This is a genomic window from Agromyces protaetiae (assembly GCF_030866785.1).
Lineage (GTDB): Bacteria > Actinomycetota > Actinomycetes > Actinomycetales > Microbacteriaceae > Agromyces > Agromyces silvae.
Map to the genome: position 1 here is coordinate 1,851,846 of NZ_CP133018.1, position 19,872 is coordinate 1,871,717.

Consider the following 19,872-nt stretch of genomic DNA (forward strand, 5'->3'; position numbering starts at 1 on the left):
GCGGGTCGCGGTCGGGGCGGCCGCCGGGTGGCCGCGCGCTGCGCGCTCTGCGCTGTCGCGGGGCGCAGCGATCGCGCGTGCCGCCCAGCCCGCCATCGAGGTCCGACGCCGCTGCCTGCGCGGCCTCGTTGACACGCCTTCCGCTCGATGATAGGTTCACTGAACACAAGGTTCAATGAACCAAGTCGGCAACGCGGCCGCCGGCCGCCGCAGCCTCGATGATGAGAGCAGGAGACATGCCCAACGGCGCGTACGACAATGTGGCGGCAACGGCCTCGGCCATGGACCGGGCGCTCGATGCGGGACGCGGGATCGTCCGCTTCGCGCCGGCCTGGGTGCCGCGCGCCTTCTGCACACCGGGGCGTCGGATCCGCCTGCACCCGGACGACTACTTCCCGTTCGAGCAGGGTCGCGGGGGTGTCGACGAGCGGTGGCTCGCATCGGCGGTACGGGCCGACAACGGTCCGAAGACCGGCCCGTACGAGGGCCTGAGCCTGGTGGTCGACCCCGACGGCGACACGCTCCTGCCGTTCGACGAGTTCGTCGGCCACCACCGGGCCGAGGTCATCGGCGCGCGGCTCTGGGACCGTCACGGGGCGTGGCCGATGTACTCGAAGTTCTTCGACAACCAGCAGGCGCTGCCCTTCCACGTGCACCACACCGACGAGAAGGCCGCACTGGTCGACAAGCCCGGCAAGCCCGAGGCCTATTACTACTCGCCGCACATGAACAACCACCTCGGTGACCAGCCGATCTCGTTCTTCGGATTCCAGCCCGACGTCACCAAGGAGCAGGTCAAGGAGCGCCTCGAGCGCTTCAGCCACGGCGGCGACAACCGCATCACCGACCTCGCCCTCGGCTACCGGACGCAGCTCGGCACCGGCTGGGACATCCCGTCCGGCGTGCTGCACGCCCCGGCCAGCATCGCGACGTACGAGCCGCAGGCCGCGTGCGACGTGTTCTGCATGTGCGAGTCGTGGAGCAACAACCGCGAGGTGCCCGAAGAGCTGCTGTGGAAGGACGTGCCGGCCGACAAGCAGGGCGACCTCGACTTCATCATCAGCCTGCTGGAGTGGGAGCTCAACGTGGACCCGCACTTCGTGCAGAACCGGTTCATGGTGCCGTACTCCACGGAGCACTCCCTGGCCGACGGCGAGGCCGCGTACCGCGAGAAGTGGATCGTGTTCCGGTCGCCGCACTTCAGCGCGAAGGAACTCACGGTGCGGCCCGGCCAGACGGTCACGATCACAGACCGCGACGCCTACGGCACGATCGTGGTCCAGGGCCACGGCACCATGGGCACCCACGAGATCGCCGCCGCGACCCTCATCCGGTTCGGGCAGCTGAGCCAGGACGAGTTCTTCGTCACGGAGGCCGCCGCCCGCGCCGGCGTGCAGATCACGAACCGGTCGAGCACCGACGACTTGGTCATCCTCAAGCACTTCGGCCCCGAGAACGAGGAGCTGGGGCTTCGTGTCTGATCGGAACGCCGCGCGAGACCAGGTCGCTCCGCGAGACCGGATCGGATCGCTCGCGCAGGTGGCGCGCGTCGACTCCTTCATCGAGGCCGAGGGTGCCGCCTGCGGCGCGAGGCGGCTCCGGCTCGTGAACGGCGGCGGCCTCGAGATCGAGGTGCACCCCGATCGGGCGCTCGATCTCGGCCAGGTGACCGTCGGCGGCGTGCCCGTGGCCTGGATCTCCCCGACCGGGATCACCGGCCCCGAGGCGGCCGAGCCGTTCGGATCGGGATGGCTCCGCACGTTCGGCGGCGGCATGCTGGCGACGTGCGGTCTCGACACGTTCGGCCCGCCGGCCGAGGACGACGGCGAGGTCTTCGGTCAACACGGCCGCATCGGCACGCAGCGGGCCACGATCGTGCGTGCCGAAGCCGACGAGGCGGGCGTCGTCGTCGAAGGCGTCGTGCGCCAGGCCTCCGTCTTCGGTGAGCACCTCGTCCTGCGGCGCCGCATCAGCTCGGCGCTCGGCTCCGACACCGTGCGCATCGACGACGTGGTCACCAATGAGGCGTTCCACGCGCAGCCGCACATGGTGCTCTACCACTTCAACCTCGGCTGGCCGCTCCTTGGCGACCGCACCACCATCGACATCCCCGCCGAGCGGGTGACCCCGCGCGATGCGGACGCCGCGGCCGGGCTCGGCGAGCACACGGTCTTCGGTGCGCCGACCCCCGGGTTCCGGGAGCAGGTGTTCATCCACCGTCTCGGCACCGCGGAACCCGTGCAGGTGGTCGTGGCCAATCCCGACAACGGGCTCGAATGGACCCTCAGCGTCGACGGCGCACAACTGCCGACGGTGTTCCAGTGGAAGATGGCCGGGCAGGGCCACTACGCGCTCGGCATCGAACCCGCCAACACGCACCACATGGCCGGCCGTGCGGCGGCCCGGGCGGCGGGGGAGCTGCCCATGCTCGCCGCCGGCGAGAGCGCGCGCTATTCGGTGGAGTTCCGCCTGCGTCGCGTCGACACCGTCGGCGAGGCATCCGTCACGGAGGAGGCAGTATGAGTTCGCAGCACCCGCCCACCGGCGATCCATCGATGCCGGTCCGGCACCCCGTCGCGTTGCGCATGACGCGCATCTCCAAGTCATTCCCCGGGGTCAAGGCGCTCGAGGCCGTCGATCTCGAGGTCCGCGCGGGCGAGGTGCACGCGATCGTGGGTGAGAACGGCGCAGGCAAGTCGACCCTGATGAAGATCCTCGCCGGCTTCTACCAGCCCGACGAGGGCGAGATCGAGGTCGGCGGCGAGCCCGTCGGACACTGGAGTCCCCGTGAGGCGCTCGATCGCGGCATCGGCATGATCTACCAGGAGCTCAACCTGATCCCCGACCTCAGCGTCGCCGAGAACATCAGTCTGGGCGGGATGCCGCGGCGCGGACCCTTCGTCGACCATCGTGCGCTGACCCGGCGCGCCACGACCGTGCTCGACGAGCTGCAGACCGACCTCGACCCGGGGGCCCGGCTCGGCACGCTGTCCATCAGTCAGCAGCAGCTGGTCGAGATCGCCAAGGTCATGGCGGACAAGCCGTCCATCGTCGTGTTCGACGAACCGACCTCCTCGCTCGGCGAGAAGGAGACCCGCGTGCTCTTCGATGTGATCGGACGCATGCGGGCAGCCGGGATCGCCGTCATCTACATCAGCCACCGACTGCAGGAGGTGATGGAGATCGGCGACCGGGTGACCGTCCTCCGCGACGGCCGTCACATCGAGACCCGCGAGGTCGAGGGCATCACGCCCGACCACATGGTCCGGCTCATGGTGGGTCGCGACCTGAGCGAGATGTTCCCCAAGCTGGACCTCGTGCCGGGCGAACAGGTGCTGGCGGTACGCGGGATCTCACGCGAGGGCCAGTTCGCGGACATCACCCTGGACGTGCGGGCGCACGAGATCGTCGGACTCGCCGGGCTGGTCGGGTCGGGTCGCACCGAGGTCGCACGCGCGCTGTTCGGCCTCGACCCCGTGGACTCGGGCGAGATCGAACTGCGCGGGAAGGTGGTGCAGGTACGGAGCCCGCGCAAGGGGATGGCCTCGGGCATCGCGCTGGTGCCGGAGGATCGCAAAGGCCAGGGCATCATCCCGATGCTCTCGGTCCGCGAGAACTTCACCTTGCCCGTCATCCAGCGGATCGCAGACGCGCTGCTCATCTTCGCCCGGAAGGAACGGGGGATCGTCCGCACGCTTGTGGATCGCCTGAAGGTGAACCCGCCGCAGATCGAGCGTCCGCTGAACGCCTTCAGCGGCGGCAATCAGCAGAAGGTCGTGCTGGGCAAATGGCTGCTCTCGGAGCCGGCGCTGCTGATCCTCGACGAACCCACGCGCGGGGTGGACGTGGGCGCGAAAGCGGACATCCACGAGATCATCGGCGAGTTCGCGAAGGACGGCGGCGCGGTGCTCATGATCAGCTCGGAGCTGCCAGAGCTCCTCGCCGTCTGCGACCGCATCTTCGTGCTGCACGAGGGGCTGCTGGTCGCGGAGATCCCGCGGGATGCCGCGACCGAGGAATCGGTCATGCGCGCCGCGACCGGGCAGGTGGCCGCATGAGCGCCACGACCACCGCGCTCAGTGCGCGCACCTCGACTCCCGGCACGCTCTTCACACGGATCTCGATCCCGCTGGCCATCATCGCCCTCCTGGTGATCGGGGCGCTCATCTCGCCCTCCTTCCTCACCGTCTCCAACCTCGTCAACGTGCTCAACGCCAACGCCGCCGTCGGACTGGTCGCGCTCGGCATGACGTTCGTCGCGGTCTGCGGTGGGCTGGCCGACCTGTCGGTCCCCGCGAACGTCGCCATGGGCGCCCTCGTCACCCTTGGCGCGCAGCCCGCCGTCGGCCCGTTCGGGGCCGCCCTGCTCGGGCTGGTCGTCGCCACGGTCGGCGGCATCATCAACGGGATCCTGATCGGCTACCTGCGGATCAACCCGATCATCGCCACGCTCGGGACCGGCTCGGTCCTGCTCGGCCTCAGCCAGCTGCTGATCGGCGGCGGCATCGTCTACGGCGAGCCCAGCGCGCTGTCGGACTTCGTCAAGGGCAGCTTCCTCGGTCTGCCGATCTTCGTCTGGATCTTCGTCATCGTGGCCCTGATCCTCACGCCGCTGCTCTCACGGACCGCATTCGGCCGGTGGAACTTCGCGGTCGGCGGCAACTACCAGGCCGCGGAGGCGAGCGCGGTGCCCGTGCGGTTCACGAAGGCGAGCGCATTCGTGCTCACCGGATTCCTCGCCGGGCTCTGCGGCGTGCTGCTGGCCCTCAGCAACGGCCAGGCACGGCCCATCATCGGCACGGGGTACGAGTTCGTGGCCATCACGGCGGTGGTCATCGGCGGGACCAGCCTCTTCGGCGGCAGCGGCAGCGTGCTCCGCACGATCGGCGGCGTCGTGATCACCGCACTCATCGGCAACCTGATCATCCTCGGCGGTCTGCCCACGCAGTCGACGGGGCTCGTGACCGGTGCCATCGTCCTCGTCGCGGTCGGCGTCGATGTGTACTTCAGACGGAAGGCGGGCCGGGAATGACGCGCTTCGACGCTCGCACGATCGGCGGCACGGCCGTCCGATACCGCCTCCTGATCCTGCTGATCGCCGTCGCGATCCTCGGCAGCATCACGATCGGGGACTTCTTCACCCTCGACACGTTCCAATCGATCCTGAACCGGGCGACGGTGGTCGGCTTCCTGGCCCTCGCCCTGACCCCGGTGCTCATCGCCGGGCAGATCGACCTGTCGATCGGGTCGATCCTGTCGATGGCCGGCATCACCACCATCGGGCTGCAGCCGGTCATCGGCAATGTGCCGGCGGCACTCGCCGGGCTCGGGGTCGGCGTGCTGATCGGGGCGATCAACGCCACGATCGTCGTCGTCTTCAAGATCAGCTCGCTCGTGGCGACGCTCGCCACCCTCCTGATCTTCGCCTCGCTCGCGCTGCTGCTGACGAACTCGCAGCCCGTCAGCTCGCCCGACCCGGTCTTCGGCATCGGCCTCACGAGCGACCTGCTCGGCATCTTCACGCCGAGATCTGCGCTCTTCGTGGCCGCGGCCCTCCTGATGTTCGTCTGGCTGCGATTCACGCCGAGCGGCCGGAACCTCTACGCGGTGGGCAGCAATGCGCCGGCCGCACGATCGGCGGGCATCCGCGCGAACGGGTACCTGGTCGCGACGTTCCTGATCTCGGGGTTCTTCGCCGGAGCGGCGGGCGTGCTGCAATCGCTCAGCACCGCGACCGGATCCCCGGTCGCCGGCGCGGTCATGCTCATCCCGGCGATCACGGCCGTCGTCATCGGCGGCACCCGGCTCGAGGGGGGCCGCGGCTCGTCGCTCGCGACGCTCGGCGGCGTCCTCGCCCTCGGCGCGCTGACGATGATGCTCGAGTTCAATGGCGTGCCCTCGTACACGCAGGCCATCTACACGGGAGTGCTGCTCATCATCCTGATCACCCTCGATCGGCTGGTGAGCAACGATTCCCGCCCGACTTCCCGCACGCTCAGGCGCGAGCGGGTCGCCCCCACCACACCAAGTGAAACCTAGGAGCATCGCATGACCGTTCGTCGGAACATCGTTGTTGTCGCGTCGGCTGCCGCAGCCATCGCACTGGCCCTGACCGGCTGTTCATCGGGCGGCGGGGGCGACACCGCCGCCGCCGGTGGCGACGGCAGCGTCGAAGGCAAGGAGATCTGCTACATCACGGCAGCGAACTCCCACCCGTATGTCACGCCAGCCAACGAGGGTGCGCAGGCCGCAGCCGATGCCGCAGGCGTCAAGCTCACCATCGTCAGTGAAGAGTTCTCGCCGCAGACCGGTGCCGAACAGCTCGACAGCTGCGTCGCACGCGGCGTCGACGGCATCCTGTTGTGGCCGCTCGACGACAACAGCTACCTGCCCGGTCTGCTCAAGGCCGAGCAGGAGGGCATCCCGGTCGTGGCGATCGACACCACGACCGGTGACGAGTCGATGGCGCTCATCGAGTCGTTCGTCGGAGCGGACAAGTACGACCAGGGCAAGATCAGCTTCGAGCAGCTCGACGAGGCGCTGGGCGGCGAAGGCGGCGTGGTCGTCCTCGCCGGCCAGGCCGGCAACGGCACCGAGATCGCCCGCTCGGGCGGGTTCATGGACGCGCTCGAAGAGAGCGACTCCGGCATCGAGGTGCTCGCGACGGTGAACGCCGACTTCGACCAGCAGAAGGCGCTCGTCGCCTCACGCGACCTGCTCACGAAGTACGGCGACCAGATCAAGGGCGTCTACGCGCAGGACGACACCATGGCCAAGGGCTTCGCGCAGGCCCTCTCCGAGAGCGGGCTCACGATCACGCCGTTCGTCGTGGGCATCAACGGTGAGAAGGGCGCGTTCGAGGCCATCAAGGCCGGCACGCAGTACAGCACGATCATCCAGCCGCCGTTCCGCAACGGCGAGCTCGCGATCGAGACGCTGATCGCCGTCATGCAGGGCGAGACGGTCGACGAGATGGTGCCGCTCGAGAACACGGTCGTCGACAGCAGCAACGTCGACTCGCTCGAGCCCGCCATGTAGTCGCGCCCCTCGGTGTCTGCGGCGGCACCACGGCCTCGAGCTGTGGTGCCGCCGCGGATCACTCCCATCGGGCCCCGTGACTGACTCGGCCCCTGTGAAAGGAGCTCCGGATGACCCGCTCCTCGCTCGGCGTCGCCATCATCGGTGACGGGCTCATGGCGAAAGAGCACTCGATGGCGCTGCGGAACGTGCGGCCGGTCTTCGGTGCCGGACTGCCCGAACCCCGGCTCGTCGTGATCGTGCACCCCGACGAGGCGAGAGCACGCGCGGCGGCCGAGCAGTACGGCGTCGAGCGCTGGACGACCTCATGGCAGGACGCCGTGGCCGACCCCGAGGTCGACCTCGTCGACATCGTGACGCCGAATCTGCACCATCGCGACGTCGCGGTGGCGGCCGCACGGGCGGGCAAGCACATCTGGTGCGAGAAGCCGCTCGCGGTCACCGCGGACGACGCGCAACGCATGACCGAGGCGGCCGAGGCGGCCGGGGTGGTCACGCTCGTCGGCTTCACGTACCTGCAGAACCCCGGGCTCGCGCTCGCGCGCGAACTCGTCCGCCGCGGCGAGCTCGGCGATCTCTTCTCGTTCACCGGGTTCTTCAGCGCAGACACGATGATCGACCCCGACGTGCCCTTCACCTGGCGCACCGATCGTTCGCGTGCCGGCGGCGGTGCGGTCGGCGACCTCGGGTCGCATCTGATCTCGCTGGCCAGGCATCTCGTCGGCGGGGTCTCCCGCGTCGCGGGCCTCTCACGGACCGTGGTGCCGGAGCGCGTCGACGCGGATGGCGTCCGGCACCGGGTCGACAACGACGACCACACGCTGGCGCTGCTCGAGTTCTCGAACGGCGTGATCGGCACGATGCAGGCGAGCCGGGTCCAGACCGGGCGTGCATTCGAGGTGTCGTTCGTGCTGACCGGCACCAGGGGAGCCATCCGCTTCAGCCAGCAGGACAGCCATGTGCTCGAGGTGTCGCTCGCCTCGGACGGGCTCGACGGCCACGGCTTCCGGACGATCGAGCTCGGCCCGGGCCACGGCCGATTCGGCGATCTGTGGCCCATGGCGGGCATCAACGTGGGGCTGCACGAGCTGAAGATCTTCGAGGCGCACGAGCTGCTGTCCGCGATCGCGTCGGCGCGCGCCGCCTCGCCGGACTTCCGTGAGGCGCTCGCGGTCGAGCGGACGATCGAGGCCATCGAGCGTTCGGCCGCGCAGAACGGCGCGTGGCAGCTGGTCTGACCCGCGCGATCGGCGTGGTCCGGCCTACTCGGAGCGGTCGACGTCGCTCGAGTCGCGGATGACGAGCTCCGGCGGGAAGATCACGTGCTCGTGCACGTGCGACGCACCCTGCTCGATCTCGTCGAGGATCATGCGCACGGCGGTGCGTCCGAGCAGGTCGCGCGGCTGCCGCACCGAGGTCAGCGGAACCGTGGAGATGCCCGCCCAATCGAGGTCGTCGAACCCGACGATCGCGATGTCGTCCGGCACGCGGACGCCGTGCAGCACGAGCTCTTGGAGCACCCCGAGCGCGAGCATGTCGTTCGCGCAGAACAGCGCGGTCGGGCGGTCCTCCGGCGCGCGCGCGATCAGGGCGAGCCCGACCTCTCGGCCGTCCTTGACCTTCCAGGACGAGGCCGGCAGCAGCTCGACGGTCTCGGGCGGGAGCCCGGCCGCGGCGACCGCTTCCCGCAATCCCTCGCAGCGGTGCTCGACCTGGCGCGAGATGTCGGTGTCGCCGACGAAGGCGATGCGCCGATGCCCCCGGCCGAGCAGATGCTCACCGGCCATGCGGCCACCGGCCAGGTCGTCGGTCGCCAGCCAGCAGCAGGGACGGTCGCCCGAGATGCGGTCGACGTAGACGACGGGCACCCCGCGTTCGACCAGCTGCTCGAGGCGTGGATTGCGCTCGTCGACCGGCGTGATCATGATGCCGTGCACGCGCTGCTGCACCAGCAGGTCGAGGTTCTGTTCCTCGCGGGCGACGTCCTCTCCGTTGTGCACGATGACGACGCCGACGCCCAGCTCCTTGGCGGCGGACTCGGCGCCGAGCGCGACGTCGACGAAGAACGGATTGCCCATGTCGGCGAGGGCGAGCCCGAGCGTGCGCTCGCGGCCGGGGCGGAACTGACGCGACGCCTTGTGCGGGGAGAAGTCGAGGGCCTCGATCGCGTCGAGCACACGCTGGCGCGTCTCCGCGTTGACGTAGCTCGGCCGGTTGAGCACATTGCTGACGGTGCCCGCGGACACGCCGGCATGGCGCGCGACGTCGCGAATGTTCGCCACGGACACCTCCTGCATCAGAGAGACGTTCAATGAACCCATTCAGCATACAGGGAAGGTCGCGTTCGCATAGGCTCGCGCCATGCGCTTCGGCATCGTCATCCTCCCGCAACACGACTGGCCAGAGGCCGCCCGGTACTGGCGGGACGCCGATGCGCTCGGCTTCGACCACGCCTGGACGTACGACCATCTCGCGTGGCGCGGGCTCGCCGGGGAGCGATGGCACGCGACCGTGCCCACGCTGACCGCCGCGGCCACCGTCACCACCCGCATCGGGCTGGGCACGTTCGTGGCGTCGCCGAACTATCGGCATCCGGTGCCCTTCGCGAAGGACATCGCGACCGTCGACCAGATCGCCGGTGGCCGGGTGCGGCTCGGCGTCGGCTCCGGCGGCACCGGCTTCGACGCGTTCGTGCTGGGGCAGGCCGAGCTGACGCCGCGCGAGCGGCACGAGCGGTTCGCCGAGTTCGCGCAGGCGCTCGACACGCTGCTGCGCTTCGAACGCCCGGGCGACGACGGCATCTCGTTCGAGGGCACCTGGTACACCGCCGACGGCGCGCGGATGGTCGGCGAGCCGGCGCAGCTGCCGCGCATGCCGCTGCACCTCGCGGCGAACGGCCCGCGCGGCCTCGAGCTCACCGTGCGAATCGCCGACGGTTGGATCACCACGGGCGGCGACCCGTCCGACCCCGAGGCCTGGTGGCGCGGCGTCGGCGAGCTCAGCCATCGCCTCGACGAGACGTGCGCCGCCGCCGGGCGTGAGCCGGGTTCGCTCGCGCGCACCCTGTCGCTCGACTCCGCGGGGCAGTACTCGCTCTCGAGCGTCGACACGTTCGAAGAGGCCGTCGGCCGGGCGGACGCGCTCGGCTTCACCGACGTCGTCGCGCACTGGCCGCGACCTGACGGGATCTACGCCGGTCGCGAGGCCGTGCTCGAGGAGGTCGCGTCGCGCTTCGCCGGGCTCCGCGACGGTACGGCGCCTCCCGTGTCCGGGTGATGCCGGCGCTCGGCGTAGCCTGGTGGGCGTGCCGCGTTTCAAGCCGCTCCTGTCCTGGGAGCCGTTCCCGTACCTCGTCGTGCTCGCCCTGCTGCTCCTCACCGGATTCGTGCGGCCCGACGCGCCAGGTTGGGTGTTCTGGCCGTTCGTGGTGCTCCTCGTCGCCGCCGTCGGCTGGCTCGGCGTGCGCGTCCTGCGCGAGCGGCGGCCGGCGAACCCCGATCGTTGGGGTGATTTGGCCACGCTCGAGGGGCTGACCGTGCTCGACGCGGCGGGTGCCGAGCGCACCGTGCGGACCGTCGCCCCGGTCGACGACGCCCGCAGGCACCAGTCCGCGATCGAGCTCGCACGCGCGCACGGCGGGGCCGAGCACACCGCGGTGCTCGTGCCGCGCGCAAGCCGCTGGCTCTCACCCCGCTACCGGGTCGGGGTGCAACTGACGGCCGGCGACCGGCCGCGACACGCCGGATTCCTGCGCGCCGACGCCGAAGCCAGATGGGCGTCCGTGCTCGACGATCTGCGCTCCCGGGGCGAGTATGTCCGCGTGCCGGCGTCCATCACCGGAGCTGCGCGTCCGTTCGGCGTCGAACTCGATCTCAGCGGTCTCACCCGGTTCGAGTCGGCGATCCCGAGCTGAGCTCCCGGCGAGGCATCCGTCGGCCATCTGCGCCCTGAACAGGGCCATTCGTCCCATATCTGCCGCCTTGGGGTGTCCCTCGAACGAGGGTCACGGTTATCGTCGCCCGCGGGCGTGTCGACGAGGACGCGCCGAACGAATGGAGCACCGATGTCTCGATCCACAAGGTCATCCAGACGAATCCTCAGCGTCGCGGTCACCGCTGTCGCCGCGACCGCGCTCGTGCTGGCGCCCATGAGCGCCGCGAATGCCGGCCCGCCCGATCGCGGCGGACATCCGGGCAAAGGGTGTGACGAGCGCAACAACAACTCGGTCTCGAAGCTGCTGGAGTGCGTGAAGAAGGGCGGCGTGCTCGAACACCTCGACGCGTTCCAGGCCATCGCCGACCAGCACGACGGCACCCGTGCCGCGGGCCTGCCCGGGTACGACGCGAGCGTCGACTACGTGGCCGAGCGGCTCGAGCGCGCCGGCTGGGAGGTCTCGTTCGACGAGTTCCCCTACGACTACTTCGGGCCGTCGACGCTGCGCCAGCTCACGCCGACCGAGACCGAGCACGAGACCGGCGCCTTCACCGGATCCGCCTCGGCCGACGTCACGGGCACCATCGTGCCGGTCGACATCAACCTCGATGTGCCCGCCGATGCGACGAGCGGCTGCGAACCCGAGGACTTCACCGGGCTCGACTTCAGCGGCCCGGCCGATATCGCGCTCATCCAGCGCGGGGTATGCGACTTCAGCGTCAAGGTGACCAACGCCACGACGGCCGGGGCCGAAGCCGTGATCATCTTCAACCAGGGCAACGACCCGACCCGCGAAGGGCTCATCGTCGGCACGCTCGATCCGTTGCAGGCGACCGTCCCGGTCGTCGGTGCGAGCTTCGCCGCGGGGGCCGCGCTCGCGGCGGAAGGCTCGACGGCGTTCATCTCCGTGCCGGAGCCCGAGTCCCGGCCGCAGCGGAACGTCATCGCCGAGCTGCCTGGCCGCAACGACGACAATGTCGTGATGGCGGGTGCGCACCTCGACTCGGTGCAGGCGGGCCCGGGGATCAACGACAACGGCAGCGGCTCGGCTGCGCTCCTCGAGATCGCCGAGAACCTCGGCAAGTGGAAGCCGCAGAACACGGTCCGCTTCGCCTGGTGGGGTGCCGAGGAGGACGGCCTGCTGGGCTCCGAGGCCTACGTGACCGAACTCGACCAGGCCGCACGCGACCGCATCGCGCTGTACCTGAACTTCGACATGGTCGCCTCGCCGAACTACATCTCGATGGTCTACGACAGCGACCAGTCGACCTTCCCGGCCGGTGAGATCCCGATCCCCGAGGGCTCGGTCGCGATCGAGGACCTCTTCGAGAGCTACTACACCGCCCTCCGCCAGCCGTACGACGACACCGCGTTCGACGGCCGCAGCGACTACGAGGCCTTCATCCTCGCCGGCATCCCGGCCGGCGGACTCTTCACCGGGGCCGAAGAGGTCAAGACCGAGGAGCAGGCCGCGATCTGGGGCGGCACGGCCGGGGAGCAGTTCGATCCCTGCTACCACCTCGCCTGCGACACCCGGGCGAACATCAATGAGAAGGCGCTCTACCTGAACGTCGGCGCGATCGCGACCGCGGTGCTCACCTACGGGCAGTCGACCGAATCGGTCAACGGCGTGCGCGGCGCCAGGTGGACGATCGCCGACCTGCTGCCCGATCCCGCGGGCCCGCAGGGCACGTTCCCCGAGGGCGGCGGCGGACTCGCCCACGACCACGGGAACCGCGAGGCGGCCTGATCCGAAGCCGCGGCTCGCACGCGCACGAGGGGGCCCGCCGCCAGGCGGGCCCCCTCGTCATGCACGGGTCGGGCGGCTCAGCGCTCCGCGCGGGCGGGGGAGTCGAGGTCTTCGGTGCGCGCCGAGGAGTCGATGGCCTGCTCGGTCTCCTGCTTGGCCAGCTGCGCACGCACGTCGTCCATGTCGAGCGCGCGCACCTGTGCGACGAGATCGTCGAGGACCGGACGCGGCAGCGCTCCGGCCTGGGCGAACACGCCGATGCCGTCCTTGAACGCCATGATCGTCGGGATGGAGGTGATGTTCATGGCCGCGGCGAGCTGCTGCTGCGCCTCGGTGTCGACCTTCGCGAACACCAGATCGGGATTCGCCTCCGCGGCGGCCTGGTAGTGCGGCGCGAACTGCAGGCAGGGCCCGCACCAGCTCGCCCAGAAGTCGACGAAGACGGTCCCGCCCTCGAGGATCGTGGATTCGAAGGACTCGAGGGTCAGATCGACGGTCGCCATGCAGACCACTCTACGGACGGTGTCTGAACGGTCGCCGCACGTTCGCTGACTGCGGGCTCGTGACGTGCGCGGCGTCGTGACGTGCGCGGCGTGTACCGTCGGCGCGGGGTTCGCTGTCGGGGACGGCCGTTCTCGCTAGGGTGAGAATCGTGTCAGAGCGTGCGAGCCGAGACCCATTCCGCCGACGGGCCACGGATGCCTCGATCCGCGCCACGCCCGCGGGCGTGCTCGCGCCGCCGCCGTCGGGCTGGCAGGCCGAGGCAGCTGCGCTCGACCACGCGATCCCGGACTTCGACTGGCGTACGCTGCCCGAGGGCACTGAGCAGGACCTCTTCGACGCGCCGAGCGGCCCGCTCGCCCGCATCTCGTTCGGGCCCGAGCACGGCGCCCGGGTCGTCCTCATCCCGGGAGCGACGGGCTCGAAGGAGGACTTCGTGCTCATGCTGCCGCTGCTCGCGGCCGCGGGCTACCGCGTGGAGGCGTTCGACCTCGCGGGGCAGTACGAGTCGTACCGCGCGGGGCCGTGGCGACTCCGGCCGCCTCGGGCGCGGTACGACACCGGCCTCTTCCTCGACGACCTCGTGGCCGTGCTGGACTCGGGCCGGGCACCCGCGCACGTGCTCGGCTACAGCTTCGCCGGGACGCTCGCCCAACTCGCGCTGGTCAGCCGCCCGGCGCTCTTCGCAAGTCTCACACTGCTCAGCAGCCCGCCCGAACCCGGTCAGGCCTTCCGCGGCATCAAACGCATCGGCCCGCTGTCCGCCTACACGAACGCGCACCAGGGCGCCGCGCTCATGCTGTGGGGCATCCGAAACAATCTCAATCGGGTGCCGCCCGGCCGCCTCGCGTTCGTGCGCGAACGCTTCCGGCTCACGCGACGCGACAGCGTCGACGACATCATCGCGGAGATGATGCGGACGCCCGATGTGCGCGACGCCGTCGCGGCTTCGACCGTGCCGAAGCTGGTTGCGGTCGGCGCGCACGATCTCTGGCCGATCGAGCTCCACGAGCGCTCCGCGCGAGAGCTCGGCGCGCGGCTCACCGTCTACGAGACCGGGCACAGCCCGTGCGAGACCGCGCCGCACCAGCTCGTCCGCGATCTGCTCGAGCTGTACGCGGGCTCGGCGGCGCCCCCGCAGGTCGACTGACGAGCGCCGGCGAGTCGAGGGTTCACGCGGCGAGCGGTGACTCGCTGTCGGGATCGGCGTCGGGCACGGGCTCTGCCGCCCGCCCACGTCGCCGGTCGGCCAGGCGCTCGAGCAGCGGCCAGGCGCGCCACCCGACGGCGAGCGTGTGGAAGCCCATCGCGACGCGGCGACCGAGGCCGCGCCAGGTGTCGAACGGTCGCGCTGAGACCCCCACGACGAGCGTGTGCTCGTACACGACCGACATGCCGGGGCGCAGAGCCCAGCTCAGGTCGAGGTCGTCGTGCACGTCGGCGCGGTCGCGGTGCACGAACTCGCGGACCTCGAGCCAGGCGCTTCGCCGGATGGCGTAGTTCGATCCGAAGAGCGGCGCGTGGCCGAGGAGCAGCCCGATCACGTGGGTGTACGCATTGATGTAGACGTACCGGGCGATCCATCGGGTCACGGCGTTGCCGCCGTAGAACCGGCCAGGGCCGGTCACCGCCGTCGGCCGGTCGCTGTCGTGCAGGATGCGATCGATGCGCGCGAGCCAGTCGGCGGGCGGCAGCGAATCGGCATCCAGCCGCGCGAGCAGCTCGCCGCTCGCCGCGTCGAATCCGGCGGCGGTGGCCGGCCAGATGCCGCGGTGCGGCTCGTGCATCACCCGGGCGCCTGCGGCGAGCGCGACGGCGACCGAGTCGTCGGTCGAGCCGTTGTCGACGACGATCACCTCGTCGGCCGCGCGGGTCTGGGCCGCGACCGCTGCGAGACACGCGGAAAGCAGTCGTGCGTCGTTCAGGCACGGGATGATGACCGAGATCGTGCTCATCGATGAAGGATTCTAGTCCGGTGCGGCACACTGGGCCGGGAGGGAATAGTGCAGGCGGGGCATCCGTTGGACCCGCTGTATGCAAATGCATATAAAGGCAACGATCAGTGAACACAGCCCAGGAGGGCGACATGCAGTTCGGAATCTTCACCGTCAGCGACATCACGCAGGACCCGACGACGGGGCACACCCCGAGCGAGGCCGAGCGCATCCAAGCGACGCTGACGATCGCCAAGCACGCCGAAGAGGTCGGACTCGACGTCTTCGCCCTCGGTGAGCACCACAACCCGCCGTTCTGGTCGAGCTCGCCCACCACGACCCTGGCCTACATCGCGGGCCAGACCTCGACCCTGCAGCTGTCGACCGCGACGACGCTCATCACGACCAACGACCCGGTGAAGATCGCCGAGGACTACGCGATGCTGCAGCACGTCTCAGGTGGCCGTGCCGACCTCATGCTCGGCCGCGGCAACACCGGACCCGTGTACCCGTGGTTCGGCAAGGACATCCGGCAGGGCCTGCCCATCTCGATCGAGAGCTACGAGCTGCTGCACCGCCTCTGGCGCGAAGACGTCGTCGACTGGGATGGGAAGTTCCGCACGCCGCTGCAGGGCTTCACGTCGACGCCGCGCCCGCTCGACGGCGTTCCGCCGTTCGTCTGGCACGGCTCGATCCGCACCCCCGAGGTCGCCGAGCAGGCCGCGTACTACGGTGACGGCTTCTTCGCGAACCACATCTTCTGGCCTGCCTCGCACACGCAGCGCATGATCGCCCTCTACCGCCAGCGGTACGAGCACCACGGGCACGGCACCGCCGCGCAGGCGATCGTCGGCCTCGGCGGTCAGGTGTTCATGCGCAAGAACTCGCAGGATGCGATCACCGAGTTCCGGCCCTACTTCGACAATGCGCCCGTGTACGGACACGGCCCGAGTCTCGAGGAGTTCTCGGCGCAGACCCCGCTCACCGTGGGCAGCCCGCAGGAGGTCATCGACCGCACCCTCGGCTTCCGCGACTACGTCGGCGACTACCAGCGTCAGCTGTGGCTGCTCGACCACGCCGGCCTGCCGCTGAAGACCGTCCTCGAGCAGCTCGACCTGCTCGGCGCCGAGGTCGTGCCGGTGCTCCGCCGCGAGTTCGCGAAAGACCGTCCGGCCGACGTGCCCGACGCGCCCACGCACGCGTCGCTCGTGAAGGCGACCTACGGCGACGCCGCCCCGCGCCAGGCCACGCCGAACGCCAACCGTGGCGACAACCTCGCGCTCGGCGCGCCGTACCAGGACACGGCGCAGGTCGCGGCCGCGAAGCCCGGCGCCGCGTTCGGCGCCGCCGCGACCCGCCAGGCGGGTGCACGATGACCGCGAACGAGCCGACGACCAAGAAGCTCGTCGTCGTCTCGGCGGGCCTCAGCACCCCCAGCTCGTCACGGCAGCTCGCGGACCGGCTGACAGCGGACTCCGCCGCGATGCTCCGCGAACGCGGCATCGAGGTCGAGGCGCGCACGTTCGAGCTCCGCGACCTCGCGCACGACATCACGAACCATCTGCTCATGGGCTTCGCGCCACCGAAGCTGCAGGATGCGCTCGACGCGGTCGGATCGGCCGACGGCCTCATCGCCGTCACGCCGATCTTCACCACGAGCTACGCCGGGCTGTTCAAGTCGTTCGTCGACGTGATCGACCCGCAGGCCCTCACCGGCCTGCCCGTGCTCATCGGCGCGACCGGCGGGACGCCCCGCCACTCGCTCGCGATCGACTACGCGATCCGGCCGCTGTTCACGTATCTGCACGCGAACCCGGTCACGACCGGGGTCTTCGCGGCCACGGGCGACTGGGGCGGCGGCGGTGACGGCGTGCGCTCGCTGCCGGACCGCATCGCGCGCGGCGCGAGCGAGTTCGCCGAGCTCGTCGCGCGCACCGACCGGTCGGACCTGATCATCGACCCGTTCGCGCTCGACCGGCCGATGGGCCACCTGCTCGGCGGTCTCGCGGGGGAGTGACCGCGGTCGATGCTCCTCAGTCGAGGACGAACGTGACCTCGAGGACGACCTGCCATGCGGTGATCTGACCCTCCGAGATCTCGACCTCCTGTTCCTTGACCCAGGCGCCGCTCACGTGACGCAGCGTCTCGGACGCGCGAGCGATGCCGTTCCTGACCGCATCCTCGAAGCTCGTGTCCGAGCGCGAGGTGATGGTGGTGACTCTGGCGACGGATCCCATGATCCCCTCCTCACGACCGCCTCCTCGTCGAGGCGATCCTGTCGACATTCTCCGCCGTCCCGGATCCGCCGCCACCCCCTTGCGCGCGGGAACACCGCGCGAAGGACCGATGAACGCTCGGTGCCGCGTGCGCGTGCCGCTCGCGCCGGGTCACGGCAGCCCGCACGCTGGACGCGTGAAGGTCGCTCTGATCGCAGAATCGTTCCTCCCACACATGAACGGCGTGACCCGCTCGGTCGTGCAGACGCTCAGGCATCTCGAGCGCGGCGGTCACGACGCCCTCGTCATCGCCCCGCAGGCCGACCGCCTCCCCGAGGTCGTCCACGGCGCCCGGGTCGTCGCCGCGGCCGGACTGCCGCTGCCGGGCTACCCGCAGGTGCGCGTGTCGACGACGGGCGCGCGGCGCCTCGCGGGCACGCTCGCCGACTTCGAGCCCGACATCGTGCATCTCGCCTCGCCCTTCGTGCTGGGCTGGCGCGGGCTGATCGCCGCCTCCGGGCTCGGCGTGCCGACGGTCGCGATCTACCAGACGGATGTCCCCGGCTACGCCGCGAAGTACGGCGTGCCCGGTCTCGAGCCCGGGCTGTCGGTGCACCTCGCCCGGTTGCATCGCCGTGCCACGCTCACGCTCGCGCCGTCGTCCGCGGCCGAGGCGCAGCTCGCCGCGCTCGGCGTGCCGAGGGTCTCGCGCTGGGCACGCGGCGTCGACACGGCCGGGTTCCATCCGCGATGGCGCGACGACGCCTGGCGCCGACGTGTCGCGCCCGGCGGGCACACGATCGTCGGCTACGTCGGCCGGCTCGCCCCCGAGAAGCAGGTCGAAGACCTCCGCGCGATCGCCGATCTGCCGGGGACGCGGCTCGTGATCGTGGGCGACGGGCCCGACCGGGCCCGGCTCGAGCGGCTCCTCCCCGACGCCCACTTCACCGGGTTCCTCGAAGGCTCGGCGCTCGCGGGAGTGCTCGCGAGCCTCGACGTGTTCGTGCACCCCGGTGAGCATGAGACGTTCGGGCAGACGATCCAGGAGGCGCACGCGAGTGGCGTGCCGGTGGTCGCGACCGGCCGCGGCGGCCCGCTCGATCTCGTCCGCAACAGCCTGGACGGCTGGCTGTACCCGCCCGGCGACCTGGCCGCGCTGCGCGCGCGGGTCCAGGACCTCGTCGGCGACGAGGCGAAGCGCCGCGCCTTCGGCGATGCGGCGCGCGCGGCGGTCGCCGGCCGTTCGTGGTCCGCGCTCGGCGACCAGCTCATCGAGCACTACCGGCACGCGATGGCCGATGCGGCGCATGCGAGGCCGGCGACGGATGCCTCGGTGCGGCGAGCCGATCCGGCATCGCCGCACGTGCCGCCCGAGGCGTCCGCCGGGCGCGGGGCGTCCGCGGGGCGCGAGGCGTCCGCCGGGCACGAGGTATCCGCGCCGACCCCGGCGAGCCGACCCGCCAGGCTGACGTGGCGCCGGTTCGTCGCGCTCGGGGACTCGGTCACCGAGGGCATCGGCGACACGTCGCGCATGCCTGAGGGGGAGTACCGCGGCTGGGCGGACCGGCTCGCCGAGCTCGTCGCCGCCGCTGGTCGTGCGCCGATCGGGTATGCGAACCTCGCGGTGCGCAGCCGACGGGTCGCCGACCTCGCCGACGATCAGGCACCGCTCGCACTCGCGCTCGGGGCCGACCTCGTGAGCGTGCTCATCGGCGGCAACGATCTCGTACGGGCGGGGGCTCGTCCCCTCCTGCTCGCCGACCGGGTCGGCGCGACCATCGCCCGGCTGCGTGCGGCCGGCTGCGACGTGCTCGTCGTCACGGCGTTCATGCCGGCCCGGCCGCCGCTCCGCGCGATGCGGGCGCGGTTCCGGGTCTTCAACGAGCGACTCGCCGTGCACGCGGTGCGCCACGGCGCCATGCTGCTCGACGTCGGCGCCGACGACGCGCTCGTCGGCGTCGACCGGTGGTCGCAGGACCGCGTGCACCTGAACTCCGCCGGGCACCGTGCACTCGCCTACGCCGCCGCCGACGTGCTCGGCGTGCCGGACGCAGCCGAGCTCGCCGCGCTCGACGCGGCGCTGCACGCCGAGGACGAGCCCGACCGTCCGCCGCTCGGCACGGCCGCGTGGATGCGGCTGCACGCGGCCCCCTGGGTCATCCGTCGCCTGCGTGGCCGCACCGCCGGTGACGGCCGCGCTCCCAAGCATCAGACCCTCGTCGCGGTGGGCGGCGGTGGGGGATCCGCGCGTCAGCGGGCCGGAATCGCGGGCGACTGATACTCTGGACCAGGTGGCCCGTACGGCAGCCGTCCTCCTCGCGAGGGCAGATGTCACCATCGGGCACCGAATCGGAAGCATGTTCCGGCAGACAGCTGGTCCCCTGTGGTGGATCACCAATCGCGCATCCAGGCGTCGAATGGTGGACTTCTACTGGTGGCCAGCGCGGGCGAGACACCCCGTCGTCGCTCAATCTGCGGTTTCGTCCTGCTTCCTTGTACG

18 protein-coding genes are annotated in these 19,872 nt (G+C 70.7%); 14 read left to right on the forward strand and 4 right to left on the reverse strand.

The window, feature by feature from the left end:
- Window positions 1-236: 236 nt before the first annotated feature.
- The 7 genes from QU602_RS08530 (at window position 237) to QU602_RS08560 (ending at window position 8,276) form a co-directional block, all read left to right on the forward strand.
- The gene (locus QU602_RS08530; protein WP_308799844.1) at window positions 237-1,481 is read left to right on the forward strand and encodes a hypothetical protein; all 1,245 of its coding nucleotides are present in this window, start codon (window positions 237-239) and stop codon (window positions 1,479-1,481) included.
- Window positions 1,474-2,523, forward strand: coding sequence for an aldose 1-epimerase family protein (locus QU602_RS08535; RefSeq protein ID WP_308799845.1), 1,050 nt, complete (start codon window positions 1,474-1,476; stop codon window positions 2,521-2,523). The genes QU602_RS08530 and QU602_RS08535 overlap by 8 nt, the downstream gene beginning before the upstream one ends.
- A complete protein-coding gene (locus QU602_RS08540; RefSeq protein ID WP_308799846.1) occupies window positions 2,520-4,058 on the forward strand; it encodes a sugar ABC transporter ATP-binding protein in 1,539 nt (512 codons plus the stop codon). The genes QU602_RS08535 and QU602_RS08540 overlap by 4 nt, the downstream gene beginning before the upstream one ends.
- Window positions 4,055-5,032 carry an ABC transporter permease gene (locus QU602_RS08545; RefSeq protein ID WP_308799847.1) on the forward strand — a complete coding sequence of 326 codons (978 nt, stop codon included), beginning with the start codon at window positions 4,055-4,057 and terminating at the stop codon, window positions 5,030-5,032. The genes QU602_RS08540 and QU602_RS08545 overlap by 4 nt, the downstream gene beginning before the upstream one ends.
- Entirely contained in the window at window positions 5,029-6,039 is a 1,011-nt protein-coding gene (locus QU602_RS08550) for an ABC transporter permease (protein ID WP_308799848.1), read from the forward strand. Before QU602_RS08545 ends, QU602_RS08550 begins: the two co-directional genes overlap by 4 nt.
- Window positions 6,040-6,048: 9 nt before the next feature.
- Window positions 6,049-7,038 carry a sugar ABC transporter substrate-binding protein gene (locus QU602_RS08555; protein WP_308799849.1) on the forward strand — a complete coding sequence of 330 codons (990 nt, stop codon included), beginning with the start codon at window positions 6,049-6,051 and terminating at the stop codon, window positions 7,036-7,038.
- Between the two features lie 110 nt (window positions 7,039-7,148).
- The gene (locus tag QU602_RS08560) at window positions 7,149-8,276 is read left to right on the forward strand and encodes a Gfo/Idh/MocA family protein (protein ID WP_308799851.1); all 1,128 of its coding nucleotides are present in this window, start codon (window positions 7,149-7,151) and stop codon (window positions 8,274-8,276) included.
- A 24-nt stretch (window positions 8,277-8,300) separates the two neighbouring features.
- Here the strand turns inward: QU602_RS08560 and QU602_RS08565 are convergent, their stop codons facing one another.
- Window positions 8,301-9,320: a LacI family DNA-binding transcriptional regulator gene (locus QU602_RS08565; protein WP_308799852.1), complete on the reverse strand. Its 1,020-nt coding sequence runs from the start codon at window positions 9,318-9,320 to the stop codon at window positions 8,301-8,303.
- 79 nt (window positions 9,321-9,399) lie between these two features.
- Between QU602_RS08565 and QU602_RS08570 the strand changes: the two genes are divergently transcribed.
- The 3 genes from QU602_RS08570 (at window position 9,400) to QU602_RS08580 (ending at window position 12,721) form a co-directional block, all read left to right on the forward strand.
- A complete protein-coding gene (locus QU602_RS08570) occupies window positions 9,400-10,314 on the forward strand; it encodes an LLM class flavin-dependent oxidoreductase (protein WP_308799853.1) in 915 nt (304 codons plus the stop codon).
- A gap of 28 nt (window positions 10,315-10,342) precedes the next feature.
- A complete protein-coding gene (locus QU602_RS08575) occupies window positions 10,343-10,951 on the forward strand; it encodes a hypothetical protein (RefSeq protein WP_308799855.1) in 609 nt (202 codons plus the stop codon).
- Window positions 10,952-11,101: 150 nt separating this feature from the next.
- Window positions 11,102-12,721 (forward strand): M28 family metallopeptidase, encoded by a 1,620-nt coding sequence (locus QU602_RS08580; protein WP_308799856.1) that lies wholly within the window; start codon window positions 11,102-11,104, stop codon window positions 12,719-12,721.
- A 77-nt stretch (window positions 12,722-12,798) separates the two neighbouring features.
- Here QU602_RS08580 and QU602_RS08585 read toward each other — a convergent pair whose 3' ends face one another.
- Complete coding sequence (locus QU602_RS08585) at window positions 12,799-13,224, reverse strand: thioredoxin family protein (protein ID WP_308799857.1); 426 nt, start codon at window positions 13,222-13,224, stop codon at window positions 12,799-12,801.
- Between the two features lie 224 nt (window positions 13,225-13,448).
- Here QU602_RS08585 and QU602_RS08590 point away from each other — a divergent pair, with 224 nt between their 5' ends.
- Complete coding sequence (locus QU602_RS08590) at window positions 13,449-14,372, forward strand: alpha/beta fold hydrolase (RefSeq protein ID WP_373692922.1); 924 nt, start codon at window positions 13,449-13,451, stop codon at window positions 14,370-14,372.
- A gap of 22 nt (window positions 14,373-14,394) precedes the next feature.
- On the opposite strand, the gene QU602_RS08595 is transcribed toward QU602_RS08590, so the two are convergent.
- Window positions 14,395-15,177 (reverse strand): glycosyltransferase family 2 protein, encoded by a 783-nt coding sequence (locus QU602_RS08595; protein WP_308799860.1) that lies wholly within the window; start codon window positions 15,175-15,177, stop codon window positions 14,395-14,397.
- Window positions 15,178-15,308: 131 nt separating this feature from the next.
- Between QU602_RS08595 and QU602_RS08600 the strand changes: the two genes are divergently transcribed.
- Together QU602_RS08600 and QU602_RS08605 are read left to right on the forward strand one after the other, a co-directional pair.
- Window positions 15,309-16,532, forward strand: a complete 1,224-nt coding sequence (locus QU602_RS08600; protein ID WP_308799861.1) for an LLM class flavin-dependent oxidoreductase — start codon at window positions 15,309-15,311, stop codon at window positions 16,530-16,532.
- On the forward strand, window positions 16,529-17,173 hold the full coding sequence (locus QU602_RS08605) for a CE1759 family FMN reductase (RefSeq protein WP_308799862.1): 645 nt from the start codon (window positions 16,529-16,531) through the stop codon (window positions 17,171-17,173). The genes QU602_RS08600 and QU602_RS08605 overlap by 4 nt, the downstream gene beginning before the upstream one ends.
- 16 nt (window positions 17,174-17,189) lie before the next feature.
- On the opposite strand, the gene QU602_RS08610 is transcribed toward QU602_RS08605, so the two are convergent.
- Complete coding sequence (locus QU602_RS08610) at window positions 17,190-17,393, reverse strand: dodecin family protein (protein WP_308799863.1); 204 nt, start codon at window positions 17,391-17,393, stop codon at window positions 17,190-17,192.
- A 175-nt stretch (window positions 17,394-17,568) separates the two neighbouring features.
- Between QU602_RS08610 and QU602_RS08615 the strand changes: the two genes are divergently transcribed.
- A complete protein-coding gene (locus tag QU602_RS08615) occupies window positions 17,569-19,650 on the forward strand; it encodes a glycosyltransferase (RefSeq protein WP_308799864.1) in 2,082 nt (693 codons plus the stop codon).
- The last annotated feature ends 222 nt before the right edge of the window (window positions 19,651-19,872 follow it).

Bases quoted from the DNA above. Each gene is read 5' to 3' on its own strand.
- QU602_RS08530 (WP_308799844.1), top strand. From the start codon at position 237: ATGCCCAACGGCGCGTACGACAATGTGGCGGCAACGGCCTCGGCCATG.
- QU602_RS08540 (WP_308799846.1), top strand. From the start codon at position 2,520: ATGAGTTCGCAGCACCCGCCCACCGGCGATCCATCGATGCCGGTCCGG.
- QU602_RS08545 (WP_308799847.1), top strand. From the start codon at position 4,055: ATGAGCGCCACGACCACCGCGCTCAGTGCGCGCACCTCGACTCCCGGC.
- QU602_RS08550 (WP_308799848.1), top strand. From the start codon at position 5,029: ATGACGCGCTTCGACGCTCGCACGATCGGCGGCACGGCCGTCCGATAC.
- QU602_RS08555 (WP_308799849.1), top strand. From the start codon at position 6,049: ATGACCGTTCGTCGGAACATCGTTGTTGTCGCGTCGGCTGCCGCAGCC.
- QU602_RS08560 (WP_308799851.1), top strand. From the start codon at position 7,149: ATGACCCGCTCCTCGCTCGGCGTCGCCATCATCGGTGACGGGCTCATG.
- QU602_RS08570 (WP_308799853.1), top strand. From the start codon at position 9,400: ATGCGCTTCGGCATCGTCATCCTCCCGCAACACGACTGGCCAGAGGCC.
- QU602_RS08580 (WP_308799856.1), top strand. From the start codon at position 11,102: ATGTCTCGATCCACAAGGTCATCCAGACGAATCCTCAGCGTCGCGGTC.
- QU602_RS08585 (WP_308799857.1), bottom strand. From the start codon at position 13,224: ATGGCGACCGTCGATCTGACCCTCGAGTCCTTCGAATCCACGATCCTC.
- QU602_RS08595 (WP_308799860.1), bottom strand. From the start codon at position 15,177: ATGAGCACGATCTCGGTCATCATCCCGTGCCTGAACGACGCACGACTG.
- QU602_RS08600 (WP_308799861.1), top strand. From the start codon at position 15,309: ATGCAGTTCGGAATCTTCACCGTCAGCGACATCACGCAGGACCCGACG.
- QU602_RS08605 (WP_308799862.1), top strand. From the start codon at position 16,529: ATGACCGCGAACGAGCCGACGACCAAGAAGCTCGTCGTCGTCTCGGCG.
- QU602_RS08610 (WP_308799863.1), bottom strand. From the start codon at position 17,393: ATGGGATCCGTCGCCAGAGTCACCACCATCACCTCGCGCTCGGACACG.